Origin of the sequence: Ornithinibacillus bavariensis, assembly GCF_018333235.1 — a bacterium.
In the GTDB taxonomy this organism is placed as follows: Bacteria; Bacillota; Bacilli; order Bacillales; family Amphibacillaceae; genus Ornithinibacillus; species Ornithinibacillus bavariensis.
Genome location: NZ_BORP01000006.1, coordinates 123,101 through 138,912, shown reverse-complemented (window position 1 = coordinate 138,912; position 15,812 = coordinate 123,101). Strand labels below are relative to the sequence as shown.

Below are 15,812 nucleotides of genomic sequence, written 5' to 3'. Positions count from 1 at the left end.
AAAGGAGTTCCGTTTTGAAAGGAAAAAGTAAGCGAAAACGTATGCTAACCTTCACTATTCTTTCCAATGATGCAAGGGAAGTGGTGACAAGGTTCCGGATTCGCCGCGGCTTAATGTATACGCTATTTGCACTACCAATCGTGCCAGTGATGGCACTAATTTATTTTGTAAGTGTAAATCTTGAGCAAAAGGCAGAAATAGACAAGCTCTCCGATCATTTACGTGTGGAGACGTCTAAGAGCGAGAATCTGGAGAAGACGGTTAGTACTTTAGAGAAAGAAACAGGTCAGACGAAAGAACGACTAGAGGAATTAACAGAGCTTGAAAAACAAATGCGTTCTTATATGGACGAGCTACCAAATATGGTTGATCCAAGTGGTGGATTACTTGTTTTGGCAGATGAGACAAGCCTTGCTGAATCAACGGATGGGCTTACCTTCCTGCCATCGACTGAACTACTGGAGCGTTATAAGGATACAATTGCCACAATGGATGAGGTTAGTGGAGAATTGGCAACAACCCCAACCGCTTGGCCAACCAATCCGAATGTAATCACCTCTGATTTTGGTGGTCGGAATGATCCATTACAGCAATCGGCCTCCTTCCATACTGGTGTCGATATTCGCGGGTATTACGGGACACCAGTATACGCAACCGCAGATGGGGTCGTGACCTTGGCTAAGTATTACGGTAGTTACGGCAATGCTATCCAAATCAAACACTCTGGAACATATCAGACGTTATATGGCCATTTGATGGAAATTGACGTAGAGGTTGGAGACAAGGTGAAGAAGGGCGATATCATTGGTTCTGTTGGCAGCACTGGAAGGAGTACTGGCCCACATCTTCATTATGAAGTGATCATCAATGGTAAACCAGTTGATCCGAAAGACTATTTCAACATATACGGGGAATTCGATATCGAATAGCGGAGTAGAAAGGAAGCGACATATGATTAGCAAGAAAAAGGATGAAAAAGTGATTGAAACCATTATCGGTTCAGATACGGTTATCGAAGGAAAAATCACCTTGGCAACTAGCTTACGAGTAGATGGTAAGGTAATGGGCGAAATTGTTTCTAATGGGGATGTCTACATTGGTAAAGATGCCTATGTCGAGCCAAGCATTAAGGCTAAAAATATCGTCATTGCTGGAGAAGTTCGTGGCGATGTAGAAACAACAGAGAAGGTGCAAATTGAAGCAAAGGGCAAGCTAACTGGAAGTGCAACCTCTCGTGGCATTATCATTGAGGATGGCGGTATTTTTAACGGAAATAGCGTTATTGTTGATGGAGAAGAAAAAGGGAAAAAGCGGAATAAGCATGAGGAGAAGGTTGCGAATTAGCATTTATACTTTTAAATAATGGGATACGTTTATTGTGGGGAGCAGTTTTAGATTTAGAACTGCTCCCTTTATTTTATTTTCATCCCACTCATGCTATTCCTTCCCACATGCATAACAACGTTTATCATCATCATTATCTCCATACATCCGTAGTTCTTTCTCCAATCCACAGACACGGCAGGTGGCAAAGTCAATTTGCGGAAGAACTCCCGCTTCTGCTAACGGTACCCACTCTGTTTCATATAAATGCTTGCTCATACCATAATCAATAAAAACAAGCTGGTTCGCATTATTCAACCCATAATCACTGCTATTCTTTAAGTCAAAGCTATCAAACTCGGTATCTAATAGGCTTAATGTCTCCTCATACATGCTTGGAATAAGGGACACGTTTGCTTTCGGGTCAATTTCAAATGATTGACCATCAAGTAGCTCTAATGGCTGAAAGTATTGTTGAATGGATATATGATTATCAACATAGAACGTCTTTGCAAAAAGAAAGCTTAACCCTTTTTCCTCCATTTGATTATAAATATCCAACTCTGCTTTGGACTGCTTATTGCCAATTGGATGTAAATACACCTTTTACAACATAATCCGCAACCCGGTACGCCTTTCTAGTAGAACCTATTCTAATGAAATTGGCTTCTGTGCAGTAATTTTTCCAGTTATGGATAATTTTCTTTAATCATTTGCTTCACCTAGTAGTCTTTCCAATACCTTATTAGGATTGTCCCATTCATAGATTAGTAGATTTAATTCAGCATCTCCTATCGTTATTTGTTCTGTCCTAACAAGGGCTGCTCCATAATATTCATAGAAGTACCGTGTTTTATTATCTTCTAATACTTCAACAAATACTTTATTATATCCAAGCTCCTTGAACTTTAGGAAAAGTTCTTTCAACAACAGCTTACCAATCCCTTGTCCTTGATACTTCTCCAGTAGGTAGATTGAGGTTAAGTCACCTGCGTTTTCGATATGATTATTTTCTCTTTTACAACAATCAGCAAATCCAACGATTTCGCCACTCTCACTTTCAGCAACAAAAACATAATTTCCTTCTCTGGTAGTATTTCGTTCCCATAATTCGGTTCGCCTTTCATAAGATAAACTATTTAGAAACGAATCCGAAATAATATTTTTATACGTGGATCTCCAGCTATCCACATGAACCTTTGCAATTCCGTTAGCATCCGATATTACTGCTTTTCTAATATTCATAAGTTCCTCCTAGTTCGTAATTTACTATTTTGTTTTTCAGCTTATATATTCTTATTAATCTCTAGCAATGTACTCATCTTTCTTTAATCAAACATAGCAATCTTCCATACCTTCTTGGAAGGTATAGGTTCGGGCTATTTTTAAGAAGTGACTGGCATCCTCCACTCAATAAGGCAACTTATCTAATTCTATTGGTGTCTGAGCCTTGTTTTCCCAGTCATGACGTATCATTCCGTACAGAACAGAGTCTGAAACACTGCCATCGTTATTTTCCCAAGCCTGTCTTAAATAGCCTTCTTTTACAAATCCACAGTTAGATAGGGTTTTTCTCATTGCTAGATTATCACTTCTCGTATATGCCTCAATCCTAATCTTCTTTTCTGGCAAACTTAATAGGTAGTCTACAATCCAGCTGACTGCAATTTTTCCATAACCCTTTCCTCTAGCATTATCTGCTAAACGAATATCAAATAGGGGAATGGTGTCACTTATATCATGAATAATGATTAATCCGATCTTGTCCTTATCGTGCTCAACCCAGAAAGTTTCCCTATCTTCCTGGTACCATCCGTTTCGAAAGGCTTTTTCAATTTGCTCTTTCCTTGGTTTAGGATCGGTATGATAATCCCATGTATTATTGGTCATAAAGGAAATTAGTTCCGCTAATTCATTATCTAGTTTTCGAATATGTAACTTACTCATTTTCTCACTGCTTTCCTGATTTAATGATTAAAAACTGTGGACTTTTCATGAGATTTTCATATACCCTTGGTGCCTGATCCTTCATGTTCATGGTAGGCTGGGGTTCGATAATCTCTTGAAGAGAAAAATATTGTATTGTTTTATTGATGATAGCTTGTAAAGGTCTCCGGTAAAACGGAACAGTATATGTTTTTCCTTCTTTATTCCACTCATCTGTTAGCTGTTCAGTAGAAAAATAATGATAGTCCTGGCGCAGCTTCAAATCGGTGAATATATGATGGACGGAGAAAAGCAGAATTCCATTTGGCTTTAATATCCGTTTGAATTCACGAAATGGATGGTCCCAATTCTCCATGTAATGCAGGGTTAAGGAGGAAATAATATAGTCAAAGGAATTATCTGCGAATGGTAGCTTCGTTTCTAAGTCCTGACAGATTACCTCTGCACTTTCGCCAACTCTTCTTTTTGTTGTCCGTACCATTTCTGGACTAATATCCATGGCGACAACATTTGCTCCTCGTCCAAGCAATTGCTCGGTATACCAACCCGCTGCACATCCCGCATCAAGAACATTTTTATGATGAAGGCTATCCGGTAGCTGACTCATCATTGCCGGTCTTTCATACTCGCTATTGTATAAACTCTTTGTATCAATCGATTTTTCGTAAACTTTTGCTAGTTGGTTAAAGGTTTGTTTGATTTGATCCTTTATTTTGTTCCCTCCTGAAGTCCCTATTGCTACCAAAGTGGCTCCTCCTCATTGGATAATTCAACGATACATGGAGATAAACCAAACCATACGATAGATAATCCGATTAACAGGATAATAGTGACAATCGATGAAAAATTAACTATGAAAGAAAACAGAAGCGTTAAAGGAGCTAAAAAGGCGACAACACTGCTTTTCTTTCTAGACCTAGCTGTTAAATATTGCTTCTCCCCACAATGTGGACACTTCATGTTGGAGAATGTTTTCTTTACTGTTTGTTTCCATGCCCATTCCGTTCCACAGCTTTTACAAGTTGGCATTTTTATCACCCGCTAATAAATGTATTGCTTGCATCGTCTCTGTTAATTGATGCTTTTTCCTCTGTATCTGTTTCTCTTCTTCCTCTATCTTTTCTCTCATATCTTCAAGCTTTGTCATGACACCCTCGATAAGAGTGGGATTTCCACAACCATTTTGTCGTTTTAAATGAAATAAAGCTTGAATGTCGGTTAAGGATAGACCAAATGACTGCATTTCCTTAATAACGAAAAAGTCCTCCACCTCTTTTTGCCCATAAATACGATGTGTATTTTCCCATGCGGGCTGAAGTAGATGTAATGCTTCATAATGACGTACGGTATCCTTTGTTGTTTCAACTTCCTTTATAAATTGTCCAATTTTCATGTCATCACCTAATTTACTTGTTTACATGGGGTTAACCCCACATTGTATAGTGGAAAAAAATAGATAGGGGGTAAATTATATGATTTCTATAATTCTTATCATCTTATACTGTATCATGATGCTACTTGCAGCTTTTATGATGCTTTATAAAAACCATGAATCTCTTTCTTCTAGTCAAATCAAGGTGTTATATTTCTACATTGCAGTACACGCATTGTTTCTTTGCTTTGCATTGCTAGAGATAGTTGGTGTGACAATATCCATGATTTTTTATCTCTTTATTATTGTTTTGATTCTCATTTCGCGATATATCAATGGGAGAATCATCTACAACAAAAATCATTGGCAGCACTATATTGTCTTTGGAGGTTTTTTTCTCCTAATTTTAGTACTAAAAACGCTTCATCTTTAATAATTTATCATAATTATAACAAAATTAAGGAAAGCAAAAAGATTATTTTCTTAAATTTATTCGTACTGTGTTATGATTGATGTTAGAAATCGGGAGGCGATTCTTTGTTTGTTTATGCGGTTGATGAAGAAATCACGTTGAGATTATTGGATGTCAAGGATGCTCATGAACTGTTTCGCCTTACTGATCGCTCTCGAGAGTACTTACGGGAATGGCTCCCATGGGTAGACGAAACAAGAACGGTACTCGATTCTAAGGATTTTATTCGCTATGCTTGGCAATCGTATGAAGAGCGACTTGGATTAATTCTAGGTGTGTACTATCAGGGTAAGCTCTGTGGCATGATGGGATATAACCAGTTTGATTGGGCCAATCGAGCCGGTGTAATTGGCTACTGGCAAGGAAAGGATTTTCAAGGATTAGGAATTATAACAAGAGCTACTAGTGCATTGATTGATTATGGCTTCCAGAATTTAGGATTACATCGTATAGAGATTCGAGCAGCGATGGAAAATATCAAAAGCCGTAAAATTCCAGAACGCCTTGGATTTACAATAGAAGGACAAATTCGGCAGGGCGAATGGTTATATGATCACTTTGTTGATCTTGTGGTTTATGGACTACTAGCCAATGAGTGGGAAATGGTGAGGGGTAATCGATGAATTTTTACATTGCTTCAGGGTTAGATAATAAAGAAATTGTACGGAGAGTACGGGATCGGTTGATAGCTGCTGGTCACGTTCATACGTATGACTGGACGAAAAATAGTCGAGCAATGGCTGTAGCTGATTTACGTGCGATTGGAATAACAGAACGGGATGCGGTTAAGGCTAGCGATGTTATTTTGGTGCTATTGCCAGGTGGAAAGGGTACACATATTGAGCTAGGAATTGGCATTGGCTTAGAAAAGAAGATCCATTTGTATTCTGACAAGGAAATAGCTGTAAACACGGCTACCACTTTTTACTATCTAGACCAAATCGACTATTATTATGGTGAGCTAGAAAGCTTCATTACATATATAATAGATTTATATGCATAGATAAATAGATTAGACAGGAGTGGCACATATGACTACAGTGTATTTAGTGAGACATGGGGAGACAGACTGGAATGCGGAAAAAAGAATGCAGGGACAGACAGATATCCCTTTAAATAGCAAAGGAATTGGACAAGCGGAGGCTTGTGGCGCTTCGCTTTTAGCAAGTGATTATGATGTGGTTATTTCAAGTGGATTACAGCGAGCTAGGAAAACCGCGGAGATCATCAATAGCTATTTACAGCTTCCATTTGAAGTGATGGATGACTTTGCGGAGCGTTTCTTTGGTGATGGTGAAGGATTAACGATGGAGGAACGGTCCAAGCTATACCCTGATTTTAATTACCCTAATCAGGAGGAGCTTGACGTATTTGCTAAGCGGATTATGACTGGACTTGAGAAGGTACAGGAAAAGCATGCTGGAAAAAGGATCTTGATAGTTGCACACGGACAAGTAATCTATCGAATACTAAAGATAGTTTCTCGCGACCAGGTTGATTTAGGTAAACAAAAAATAGAAAATACTAGTATTTCCACAATCGCTTGGGAAAATGGCGATTGGGTGCTGAAGGATTGGAATCGAGTGGAGCATCTGAAGCAGGTTAAAAAGGCGTAGTGAATGTACTTTGTTCTATAGCGTTTAGGGGGTTTTGATTTTGTTGCTATATAATTGATTCTATCAATTTTCCTATCTTGTTTTTCATATTATTTAGGGAGTTGATAGATATGATGTATGTGAATTCAATGAATGGCATTTCGACTGCGATGGTAGATGGCTTTTTTGTGGACTGGCCAAATCCACCTAGCGCAAGGACACATTTAAAATTATTAGCAGGTAGTAGCCATGTGGTATTAGCCATTGATGAGGGTAAGAACAAGGTCGTTGGCTTTATTACTGCCATTAGTGACGGCGTCCTTTCTGCCTATATTCCTTTACTGGAGGTCTTACCTGCTTATCAGAAAAAGGGAATTGGTAATGAATTAGTTTCTAGAATGCTAAAGCAGCTCGAGCATTTGTATATGATTGACCTATGCTGTGATGATGATCTGGTCCCATATTATGAGAAGCTTGGCATGATGAAGGGGACTGGCATGCTAAAGAGAAATTACGATAGACAGTCTGGCGAATAAGCAGAGAGCTGCATCTCAGGTTGAGGTGCAGCTTTGTTATATCGAAGGGGTGATGGTTGTGGCTGAGAAATTTTCCGCCATAAAAATTAGACCCATTAAGCTGGAAGATTATTCTTCTGTCTTGGCTTGGAGTAAGGATGAGGCATTTTGTTTGGCTAACGACTGGGATTTAAATAGAGAGCCCGATGAAGTATATAATTGGTGGCAGCAATGTGTTCATCACAAGAAGGATGACTTCATTCGCATGGGAATTGAACTAGATCAGCGATTAGTTGGGTATGCAGATTTAGCTTGTATTGTAGGAGATACTGCAGAATTAGGAATTGCTATCGGAGAGAGTAGTTTATGGGGGAAGGGTATTGGTTTTATAGCTTCTAAGAAAATGATGGACTATGCTAACAAAAAGCTGGGGATTCATGTATTTCATGCAGAGACCCATGAAACTAATCATCGATCAAGAAGAATGCTTGAAAAGCTTGGCTTTAAAGAGATTAATAGAAATGGTAGTGAATGGTTTAAAGGGATAGAAGCTCGGCTTATTCAATACGAATTGGATTATTAGGTTCACTCATTAGGTTTTTTGCAAACATATGTTCTTGTCATTGGGTAGATAATCAGGTATAGTTACATAATAGGGAGCAAGGGTGGTGATTTTATGGGGAGTCTGCTAACCGATCAGGAAATACAAGAGGATATTTTACATCATTTCCAAAGACTATTCGGACTGAGAATAGAAGCAGTTGATCCGATTCGGAAAGGTTGGCTGAACCTAAAATGGAAGGTTGAGACGAATGATGGTACCTATTTATTGAAGCAATATCATAAGGAACGCTTGAAGAAATATTCCATTGCAGAATTAAAGCATGTTTATCAAATTCAAAATTATTTGCATCGGCATTCGTTTCCAACTCCTAAAATCCATACTAACGGCACTGATTTATTCTTGCAATCTAGTGGCGGGGAGTATTTTATCGTACTGGATTATTGTTCGGGGAATACTGTTAACGCTGGAAAGCTAACAGATAGCCAGATGTTTGACCTAGGGTATTATACTGGTAAGCTACACTACATCTTAAAAAACAATTTTTCCTCTGTACATCACACCACGGCATTTCAACCACCAAAGAAAGAAGTAAGATACTCGTACTGGGCTTCCATGCGTAATAATGTACTCGCACAGAATAAACACCATTTAGAACACATTTTCGAACAACAGCTGAAGCTGCTAGAAATAGTTAATCCAGTAGCATTTATTACCCATCATACTGGGCTGTCTCATCGTGATTTGTGGGTAGATAATATCTTATTCCAGCCTGATGAGTTAGCTGCTATTCTTGATTTCGATAGAATGAAATATGACTTTCTCACCTTAGATATTGGAAGGGCCGTTATTTCTGGTGCACTCGATGGCGAGCAATTCAAGGTTCACCATGCACTGGCATTTTTAGAGGGGTATCGCTATTTTCATCCCCGTGAAACTGGTCTTTTAACAAAATCGTTGAAACTATTATGGTATATGGAAAGTCAATGGTGGCTGGATACAGAGCTAGATACTAGAAAAGGACCACCAAAGCGCTTTGTTCACGAGATGCTATGGCTGTCGGAGCATCTACTGGAACTAGAGGATATGTTAAATAATCAATAGCCGCTACGCTACGGGTTTTAACGGTTTTTTTAAATTGTATATTCAGCATTTCCCGGGAAATATCGACAAATGGTGGAAACGCATGTCGAACTTATTTTGATTAGGAGGGGTGGATATGTTTTATACGTTTTTCCAATATAATTGGCAGGTTCGGGATGAGTGGCTGGAATGGTGTAAGCAGCTCTCAGAGGAAGAACTGATTAAAGAGCGTATCGGTGGCGTAGGTAATATACTAAATACCTTTTTACATATTATCGATGTAGAATATAGCTGGATTCGTGCCATACAGGAGAAAGAAGATATTGCCATCGATTTTAGTAGTTTTTCAACAATAGATGAGGTTCAGTCTCTATCCGAAACATATCGAAATGAAATTGAGGCATTTCTTACGAATGAAAGTATTGGAAATAGGAATGCTATCGTGACTGCTCCATGGATGGAGGGAGAATTTACGAAGGAAGAGATTCTCCACCATATTATCGCTCATGAGATTCATCATATTGGTCAACTATCTGTTTGGGCGAGAGAAATGGGACGGAAGCCAGTCTCAGCCAATGTGATTTTTAGGGGATTGTTTTAGGAGGATACGATGCATATAAAAACTAGTGATGGAGTTACGTTATACATAGAAAAGGAAGGTGCAGGAGTTCCGTGCATTTATTTGCATGGTGGCCCTGGCTATTGGAGTAAATCCTTTCAGCATTTTACTAGTGAGTTCCTTCATGGGCAACTGGAAATAATCTATTTAGACCAAAGGGGATGTGGTCGTTCTGATTTAGCTGAAAACGGTGATTACTCCCTTGAGCGGTTGATTCGGGATATAGAAGAAGTGCGTAGTTATTTTCAGATAGAAGAATGGTATGTTTTGGGGCATTCCTTTGGTGGGTTACTTGCGGTAAATTACACACACCGTTTTCCAGAACATACAAAGGGACTCATCCTAACAAATTCTACATTAAATATGGCAGATTCATTCACACACCAGATCTTGAAGGGTCAAGAATGGTTAGGAATTACAGAAAAGCTTAATCCAATTAATGATACCTCTAATATTGTAAATACATTTTACTCGACTGTAAAACAGCTAATAGAAAAGAATTTATTCTATAAATTACAGTTTAAAACACCTGAGGATGAGCAAAGACTTGGGATAATCGACGAAGCTCTCTCACCACAGCCTGACTTTCAGCAGTACATATTTTCCAATGAAGAATATTTCCAAGACTTCACACATCTAACAGCAAAAGTGAAAGTACCTACTTTCGTGCTGTCGGGGTTATTTGATCATTCTGTTGGGCCTAGACATCAAGAGAGCTTCCATTTTCCTAATGGGATTTATAAGCAATTGGTAAGCGGCCATCATCCTTATGTGGAAAGTCCAGCAGAGTTCTCTCGTGCCATACTAGAATTTGTTCTTGATAATAATTAACCTATAAAAACAAATACCACCCGTTCGCACGGGTGGTATACGCTATGACCAGAAGTCCTTGTTATTGTAATTTACTACCTATCTAAAGTAGTAAATCTTTTAGTGCATTTGAACCTTATGCAGGTTAGCAAATACACCATTTCTTCTAATTAGCTCTTCATGACTACCTTCTTCTTCGATTCCTTTTTTCGTAATAACCATGATTCGGTCTGCATTGCGAATCGTTGCTAGTCGGTGTGCAATGATTAATGTCGTTCTGTTTTGTGCAAGCTCATTTAATGCTTGCTGGATAATCATTTCTGTTTCCGTATCTAGTGCCGAGGTTGCTTCATCTAAAATTAAGATTGGTGGATTTTTCAGGAACATTCTCGCGATTGCAATCCGTTGCTTCTGACCGCCAGAAAGCTTCAGTCCTCGTTCTCCAACCTGTGTCTCATAGCCATCTGGTAATTCATTAATAAATTCCTCCAAATGGGCCCTTCTTGCTGCTTCCTGTATTTCCTCTTCTGTCGCATCTAGCTTTCCATAAGCTATATTTTCACGAAGCGTTCCCGTAAACAAGAATACATCCTGCTGTACGATTCCGATATGCTCTCTTAGTGACCGCTTTGTCATATCGCGAATATCTATTCCATCAATGGTAATTTGACCACTATCGACATCATAGAAGCGCGGTATTAAGGATGAGATGGTCGTTTTTCCAGCACCTGATGGCCCAACGAAGGCTACCGTTTCACCTGCATTAATATTGAAGCTCATTGCCTTAATTACTGGCCCTTGTGTTTTCTCATAACCAAAGGTTACCTTGTGGAAGGAGATAAAGCCTTGCAGGTCCTTCACATCTTTCGCACCTTTGCGATCTTGGACATCTGGTTCTGTATCAAGAATTTCAGTGAATCGTTTAAACCCGGCCATTCCTTTTGGATATAATTCTAGTAATGCACTTATTTTATTGATTGGATTGAATAAAACGTTCGTGAAAAGAATAAAGCTAACAAGTTCCCCGTAAGACATATGCTTATTGAAGGTCAGCCATGCACCAACGACAAGCACTACAAGTACGATCAGGCGCATCATCATGTAAATATTAGAATGAACAAACGCCATGACTTTATAAGCAGCGACCTTTGCCTTTCTAAAGTTATAATTGTCCTTTGTGAAGCGCTTTGTTTCAAAGTCTTCATTCGTAAAGGATTGTACGACACGGACACCTGATACGGCATCCTCAACACGACCATTTACTTCTGCAATCTCTTCATACATCGATTTCCATGCCTGGTTCATTTTAATATTACTGTACGTAATTAACCATATGAGAATTGGTACAATAACTAGAATAATTAGTGACAAGTGGAAGTTTATATTGAACATTAATGCAAACGCACCGATAAATGTCATAATCGCAATAAAAAAGTCTTCTGGTCCGTGATGGGCAAATTCTCCAATATCAAATAGATCATTTGTAATTCGGCTCATAATATGTCCTGTTTTCGTATTATCGAAAAATCGAAAGGACTGTCTTTGTACATGCTGGAACAAATCCTGGCGCATGTCGGTTTCAATATTTACCCCTAGTTTATGTCCCCAGTAGGTGACAATATATTGCATAAATGTACTTAATAAATAAACAGCTAATAGGGAAATACTTACTAGCACAATTATATTCCAATTTTCCGTTGGTAGAAGCCTATCAATGAATTCCTGTACTGCTACAGGAAAAGCAAGCTCCAGTATAGCTACAAATACCGCACAGGTAAAATCAATAATAAAAAGCCGCTTATGTGGCTTGTAATACGAGAAAAAACGTTTTAACATGCAAGCACTTCCTTTATGTATCAAATCGATTCTAGGATTGGTCATTCCTATCTACTATACATCTTTACAAATTATAAAGAAAATTATAAGTTTATTTAACTATTGTCGCAAGCATTTTTCATGAACATTTCTTGTATGTCATGTGATTGGACTATTTCTCTATACAAATCGGTTTCTATCCGAAGCTCGCTTACCTGTGCGAAATCAATTTCCCCAACCATATTTAGTTTTTAGAATGCTAAAGAAAGGGCGAGAGGTTCGTTGCTATGTTGAACGACTCACTTATATTTTTCCTATACAGATTCATAACATATGGATATGTGGACAAGAGACAAGCTCATTTTCGATTCAAATCATTTGGTGATTGCATATTTTTGATAATCAGTAGTTTAGGAGGAAGAAGATTAAATTGGTACAAATTAAAATAGGAAAGTTTGTCCTATCTTTTGCATATATTGAATGGACGACACACTATCGTATAGGGGGAGACGTCTATTAGATGGCAAATGAGAATCGATAATTGGATTTGTTATGTAGTTGGATTTGTTTTTATTACCTCAGGTATGATGAAACTACTTGCACCGGATATGGTTAATTTTTTAAATTTAGAAATCCCATATCCTCGTACAACGGCATTTTTTGTTGCCCTCACAGAAATTGGATGTGGTTCGCTTATCATTGCACGATTATATGTAAAGAAAGCTGCGATTCCATTAATCGTAATTATGGCAGGTGCCATTTATTTAACGAAACTCCCAATCCTATTTGAGCAAGGTCTTCTCGTATTTGCCTTCCAGGCTAGACTGGATGTTGTTGCTATGATTCTTTTACTTATATTATGTTTACAGCCTCGGGAAAAGCATATTTAGGAAAAATTCAGTTATAAACAGATTATCAACTGTATTCTATTGGGTTATGCACAAAGTTATCCACATATGCACAAATGTTCGTAGGTATTTTGTGTTTTCATCCTTTTTCGACCACAAAATATAGATATACGGTTATTTTTATACACATAATGTGAATAACTTTTTAAAAATGGGGATAACTTGTGGGACATTATACTCTCATTCTTTTGTCTCATTGGGGAAAATTTGTGGTTAATGGAGATTCATAAAGCTCTTTATTACAAATAAAAATTGCCAGGTCAGTCGGTATCTGTATGTATATCGCTCCCTTAGCTTTTTTTGCGAATACATACGTATATCTCGACTCCTGGCACAGATTTTCATAAAGAATTTACTCTATCTCTAAACAATGGTTATCATTGTGCACGTAATGTCATGGTAGAATGCAGCTTTTTACCATTTCGATAATAGGTGACTTTAATTTGATCGCCTACTTCTTTTTCCTGATATAAAACCTTTCGCAGCTCAATAACATTACCTATTGGCTTCCCATCTAATGCAGTAATGACATCCAACCGCTCCATACCAGCTTTAGCCGCTGGCGATAGTGGTTCTACACTCCAGACGTAAACCCCACCTTCAATATTATCTGGTAAATTTAATGTTTCTGCCCATTCTGAACGAGGTACCTCGTCCAATGAATAGATCTCGACACCTAAATACGGCCGTTTCACCTGGCCTGTCTTTTCTAACTCATCAATTACCGGTCTCGCTGTATTAATGGGTATAGAAAATCCAATCCCTTCTACCGCTTCCTGATTAATTTTCATCGAATTAATCCCAACAAGCTGCCCATCCATATTGATGAGGGCACCACCACTATTCCCAGGATTTATCGCAGCGTCTGTCTGAATCACCTCTGCCTGCCAGTCTGGACGACCATCCATATTAAAATCCTGTGGTATTGTACGTTGTTTTCCACTTACAATTCCTTGCGTAACGGATCCTGCAAACATTAGTCCTAGTGGATTACCAATGGCAATAACTGGTTCCCCAACCTTAAGTGCATCAGAGCTTCCCATATCAATGGTGCTCTTAATTTTACTTCCATCTACACGTAAAACTGCTAAATCAGAAAATAAATCCGTTCCTAGTAGCCTTGCTTTGAGTACGGAGTCATCACTCAGCTGTACTTCAATTTCATCAGCGCCCTCAATTACATGGTGATTGGTAACGATATAGGCATATTGATTATCCTTTTTGTAAATCACCCCTGAACCAGTACCCGCCTCAGCAGCTTCCTGCTGCGCCCAATAGTTTGTCTGATTCTGGATATTGGAAACCCCTACAACGGTAGGGGAAACATTTCCCACTATCTCGGTAATCCGTGTTGAGACATCTAGTGAAACAACCTGCCTCGTTCCAATATCAGTTGAATTGTCATTATTACGTAATGCCCCATTATCTGCTGTTCTATCTCCCTTATCCACTATTCCTGGAATAATAAAAGAAACAAACAATGCACCCGCAATAATGCCAATGATAAGTGGGAGTACCCAGCGGTTCCCTCTTTTTCTATTCGGGTCTGGGGGATAATGTTGATTATAATAGCCCATACATTTAAACTCCTTTGCAATGCCTTTAGTGGCCAAATCATATTTATATTATGAGCTTTTCTAACAGGAATAAACATCTATCACTTGATTATTTGCATTGTTGTTAGAATTTTATTAATTTTGGTAGCTATTGTGCGGAGCCTTTTATATAATAGCCTTTAAAGAGATAATAGAAAGGTTGTGAACAATGATTCTTAAGGAAAGAATAAAACCCGCCAAACTAGAATTACTAGAGATTTTAAACAGTCGTATGGTTTTAGATGATGAGAACAAGCAAGATCTTTATAATCAGGCGAAAGGCTATGAGGGAGAAGTATTATTCGATACCCTCCTACAAAACCTCGAAATTGACCACATTTTAGTAAATGATTTAATGCTTCAAGTGAATAACACTACATTTCAGATTGATTCCCTATTAATTACGGATGCGATTTATATGTTTGAGGTTAAGAATTACGAGGGGGACTTCTACTATGATTCCAACCGATTTTATACAAAGGATAATTTTGAAATTAATAATCCCCTGATACAGCTTGAACGTACTGAGTCATTATTAAGGCAGCTACTGCAAAACCAAGGAATCAATCTCCCCATTCATGCTTCTGTTATTTTCATCAACCCTGAATTCATGCTTTATCAAGCACCAGCAAACAAACCTTTTATTTTTCCAAGCCAATTAAATCGATTAATAAAACGACTAAATACCAATCCCAGTCGAATCACAAATCGACACAAAGCCCTCGCTAATAAGCTAATCTCACTTCATCAAAAGGAATCGCCCTATACCCGATTACCACAATATAAATATGAACAATTGCAGAAGGGAATATGCTGTCAGCATTGCCATGCCATTAGCCTCGATATCGAGGGAAGAAGGAAAAACTGTATTTGTTCTAATTGCGGTTATACAGAGTTGTTAGAACATGCGGTATTGCGGAATGTACAGGAGTATAAAATATTGTTTCCTGAAGAGAGAATTACAACTAGTGGAATTTATGAGTGGTGTGGCCTTGTTTCAAAAAAGACAATCTCTAGGATTCTGGAGCAAAATTTTAAAGCGACAGGTGTTAAACGATGGACCTACTTTGAATAGAGTAAAAAACTCCCCCTTTATTTTTAAGGAGGAGTTTTTAGCTTTTGAAAGGGCCGTTTTTATGGGAGTACTGATGAAATTAGGCTATTAGGTTTTTTTATAAGACTATAAACCACGATTT

Annotated in this window: 21 protein-coding genes; 13 read left to right on the top strand and 8 right to left on the bottom strand. The window is 38.3% G+C overall.

The window, feature by feature from the left end:
* The first annotated feature begins 14 nt into the window (after positions 1 to 14).
* Both KI338_RS14490 and KI338_RS14485 read left to right on the top strand, forming a co-directional pair.
* Positions 15 to 929 (top strand): M23 family metallopeptidase, encoded by a 915-nt coding sequence (locus KI338_RS14490; protein WP_212921726.1) that lies wholly within the window; start codon positions 15 to 17, stop codon positions 927 to 929.
* Positions 930 to 951: 22 nt separating this feature from the next.
* A complete protein-coding gene (locus KI338_RS14485) occupies positions 952 to 1,344 on the top strand; it encodes a bactofilin family protein (RefSeq protein WP_212921725.1) in 393 nt (130 codons plus the stop codon).
* A 93-nt stretch (positions 1,345 to 1,437) separates the two neighbouring features.
* On the opposite strand, the gene KI338_RS14480 is transcribed toward KI338_RS14485, so the two are convergent.
* The 6 genes from KI338_RS14480 to KI338_RS14455 all read right to left on the bottom strand — a co-directional run bounded on the left by KI338_RS14480 (position 1,438) and on the right by KI338_RS14455 (position 4,663).
* Positions 1,438 to 1,926, bottom strand: a complete 489-nt coding sequence (locus tag KI338_RS14480; RefSeq protein ID WP_212921724.1) for a protein kinase — start codon at positions 1,924 to 1,926, stop codon at positions 1,438 to 1,440.
* A 102-nt stretch (positions 1,927 to 2,028) separates the two neighbouring features.
* Positions 2,029 to 2,568 carry a GNAT family N-acetyltransferase gene (locus tag KI338_RS14475; protein WP_212921723.1) on the bottom strand — a complete coding sequence of 180 codons (540 nt, stop codon included), beginning with the start codon at positions 2,566 to 2,568 and terminating at the stop codon, positions 2,029 to 2,031.
* 165 nt (positions 2,569 to 2,733) lie between these two features.
* Entirely contained in the window at positions 2,734 to 3,270 is a 537-nt protein-coding gene (locus tag KI338_RS14470; RefSeq protein WP_212921722.1) for a GNAT family N-acetyltransferase, read from the bottom strand.
* A 4-nt stretch (positions 3,271 to 3,274) separates the two neighbouring features.
* Complete coding sequence (locus tag KI338_RS14465; protein ID WP_212921848.1) at positions 3,275 to 3,982, bottom strand: class I SAM-dependent methyltransferase; 708 nt, start codon at positions 3,980 to 3,982, stop codon at positions 3,275 to 3,277.
* A 26-nt stretch (positions 3,983 to 4,008) separates the two neighbouring features.
* Entirely contained in the window at positions 4,009 to 4,299 is a 291-nt protein-coding gene (locus KI338_RS14460; protein WP_212921721.1) for a TIGR04104 family putative zinc finger protein, read from the bottom strand.
* Positions 4,286 to 4,663 (bottom strand): MerR family transcriptional regulator, encoded by a 378-nt coding sequence (locus tag KI338_RS14455; RefSeq protein ID WP_212921720.1) that lies wholly within the window; start codon positions 4,661 to 4,663, stop codon positions 4,286 to 4,288. Before KI338_RS14455 ends, KI338_RS14460 begins: the two co-directional genes overlap by 14 nt.
* 79 nt (positions 4,664 to 4,742) lie before the next feature.
* On the opposite strand from KI338_RS14455, the gene KI338_RS14450 reads away from it, so the two are divergent.
* From KI338_RS14450 to KI338_RS14410, 9 genes are all read left to right on the top strand, one after another.
* Positions 4,743 to 5,075, top strand: coding sequence for a hypothetical protein (locus tag KI338_RS14450; RefSeq protein ID WP_212921719.1), 333 nt, complete (start codon positions 4,743 to 4,745; stop codon positions 5,073 to 5,075).
* 104 nt (positions 5,076 to 5,179) lie between these two features.
* Positions 5,180 to 5,737, top strand: a complete 558-nt coding sequence (locus KI338_RS14445; RefSeq protein WP_212921718.1) for a GNAT family N-acetyltransferase — start codon at positions 5,180 to 5,182, stop codon at positions 5,735 to 5,737.
* Positions 5,734 to 6,117 carry a nucleoside 2-deoxyribosyltransferase gene (locus tag KI338_RS14440; protein WP_212921717.1) on the top strand — a complete coding sequence of 128 codons (384 nt, stop codon included), beginning with the start codon at positions 5,734 to 5,736 and terminating at the stop codon, positions 6,115 to 6,117. The genes KI338_RS14445 and KI338_RS14440 overlap by 4 nt, the downstream gene beginning before the upstream one ends.
* 28 nt (positions 6,118 to 6,145) lie before the next feature.
* The gene (locus KI338_RS14435; protein WP_212921716.1) at positions 6,146 to 6,730 is read left to right on the top strand and encodes a histidine phosphatase family protein; all 585 of its coding nucleotides are present in this window, start codon (positions 6,146 to 6,148) and stop codon (positions 6,728 to 6,730) included.
* Positions 6,731 to 6,840: 110 nt separating this feature from the next.
* Positions 6,841 to 7,245: a GNAT family N-acetyltransferase gene (locus KI338_RS14430; protein WP_212921715.1), complete on the top strand. Its 405-nt coding sequence runs from the start codon at positions 6,841 to 6,843 to the stop codon at positions 7,243 to 7,245.
* A 58-nt stretch (positions 7,246 to 7,303) separates the two neighbouring features.
* Positions 7,304 to 7,807, top strand: coding sequence for a GNAT family N-acetyltransferase (locus KI338_RS14425; RefSeq protein ID WP_244853639.1), 504 nt, complete (start codon positions 7,304 to 7,306; stop codon positions 7,805 to 7,807).
* 93 nt (positions 7,808 to 7,900) lie between these two features.
* Positions 7,901 to 8,890: a phosphotransferase gene (locus KI338_RS14420; RefSeq protein ID WP_212921713.1), complete on the top strand. Its 990-nt coding sequence runs from the start codon at positions 7,901 to 7,903 to the stop codon at positions 8,888 to 8,890.
* 115 nt (positions 8,891 to 9,005) lie between these two features.
* On the top strand, positions 9,006 to 9,470 hold the full coding sequence (locus tag KI338_RS14415) for a DinB family protein (protein WP_212921712.1): 465 nt from the start codon (positions 9,006 to 9,008) through the stop codon (positions 9,468 to 9,470).
* 9 nt (positions 9,471 to 9,479) lie between these two features.
* A complete protein-coding gene (locus tag KI338_RS14410) occupies positions 9,480 to 10,319 on the top strand; it encodes an alpha/beta fold hydrolase (protein ID WP_212921711.1) in 840 nt (279 codons plus the stop codon).
* Between the two features lie 99 nt (positions 10,320 to 10,418).
* Here the strand turns inward: KI338_RS14410 and KI338_RS14405 are convergent, their stop codons facing one another.
* Positions 10,419 to 12,134, bottom strand: a complete 1,716-nt coding sequence (locus KI338_RS14405; protein ID WP_212921710.1) for an ABC transporter ATP-binding protein — start codon at positions 12,132 to 12,134, stop codon at positions 10,419 to 10,421.
* A 506-nt stretch (positions 12,135 to 12,640) separates the two neighbouring features.
* Here KI338_RS14405 and KI338_RS14400 point away from each other — a divergent pair.
* The gene (locus KI338_RS14400) at positions 12,641 to 13,003 is read left to right on the top strand and encodes a DoxX family protein (RefSeq protein WP_212921709.1); all 363 of its coding nucleotides are present in this window, start codon (positions 12,641 to 12,643) and stop codon (positions 13,001 to 13,003) included.
* 395 nt (positions 13,004 to 13,398) lie between these two features.
* On the opposite strand, the gene KI338_RS14395 is transcribed toward KI338_RS14400, so the two are convergent.
* Positions 13,399 to 14,598 carry a S1C family serine protease gene (locus KI338_RS14395; protein WP_212921708.1) on the bottom strand — a complete coding sequence of 400 codons (1,200 nt, stop codon included), beginning with the start codon at positions 14,596 to 14,598 and terminating at the stop codon, positions 13,399 to 13,401.
* Between the two features lie 187 nt (positions 14,599 to 14,785).
* On the opposite strand from KI338_RS14395, the gene KI338_RS14390 reads away from it, so the two are divergent.
* Positions 14,786 to 15,691, top strand: coding sequence for a nuclease-related domain-containing protein (locus KI338_RS14390; RefSeq protein ID WP_212921707.1), 906 nt, complete (start codon positions 14,786 to 14,788; stop codon positions 15,689 to 15,691).
* The last annotated feature ends 121 nt before the right edge of the window (positions 15,692 to 15,812 follow it).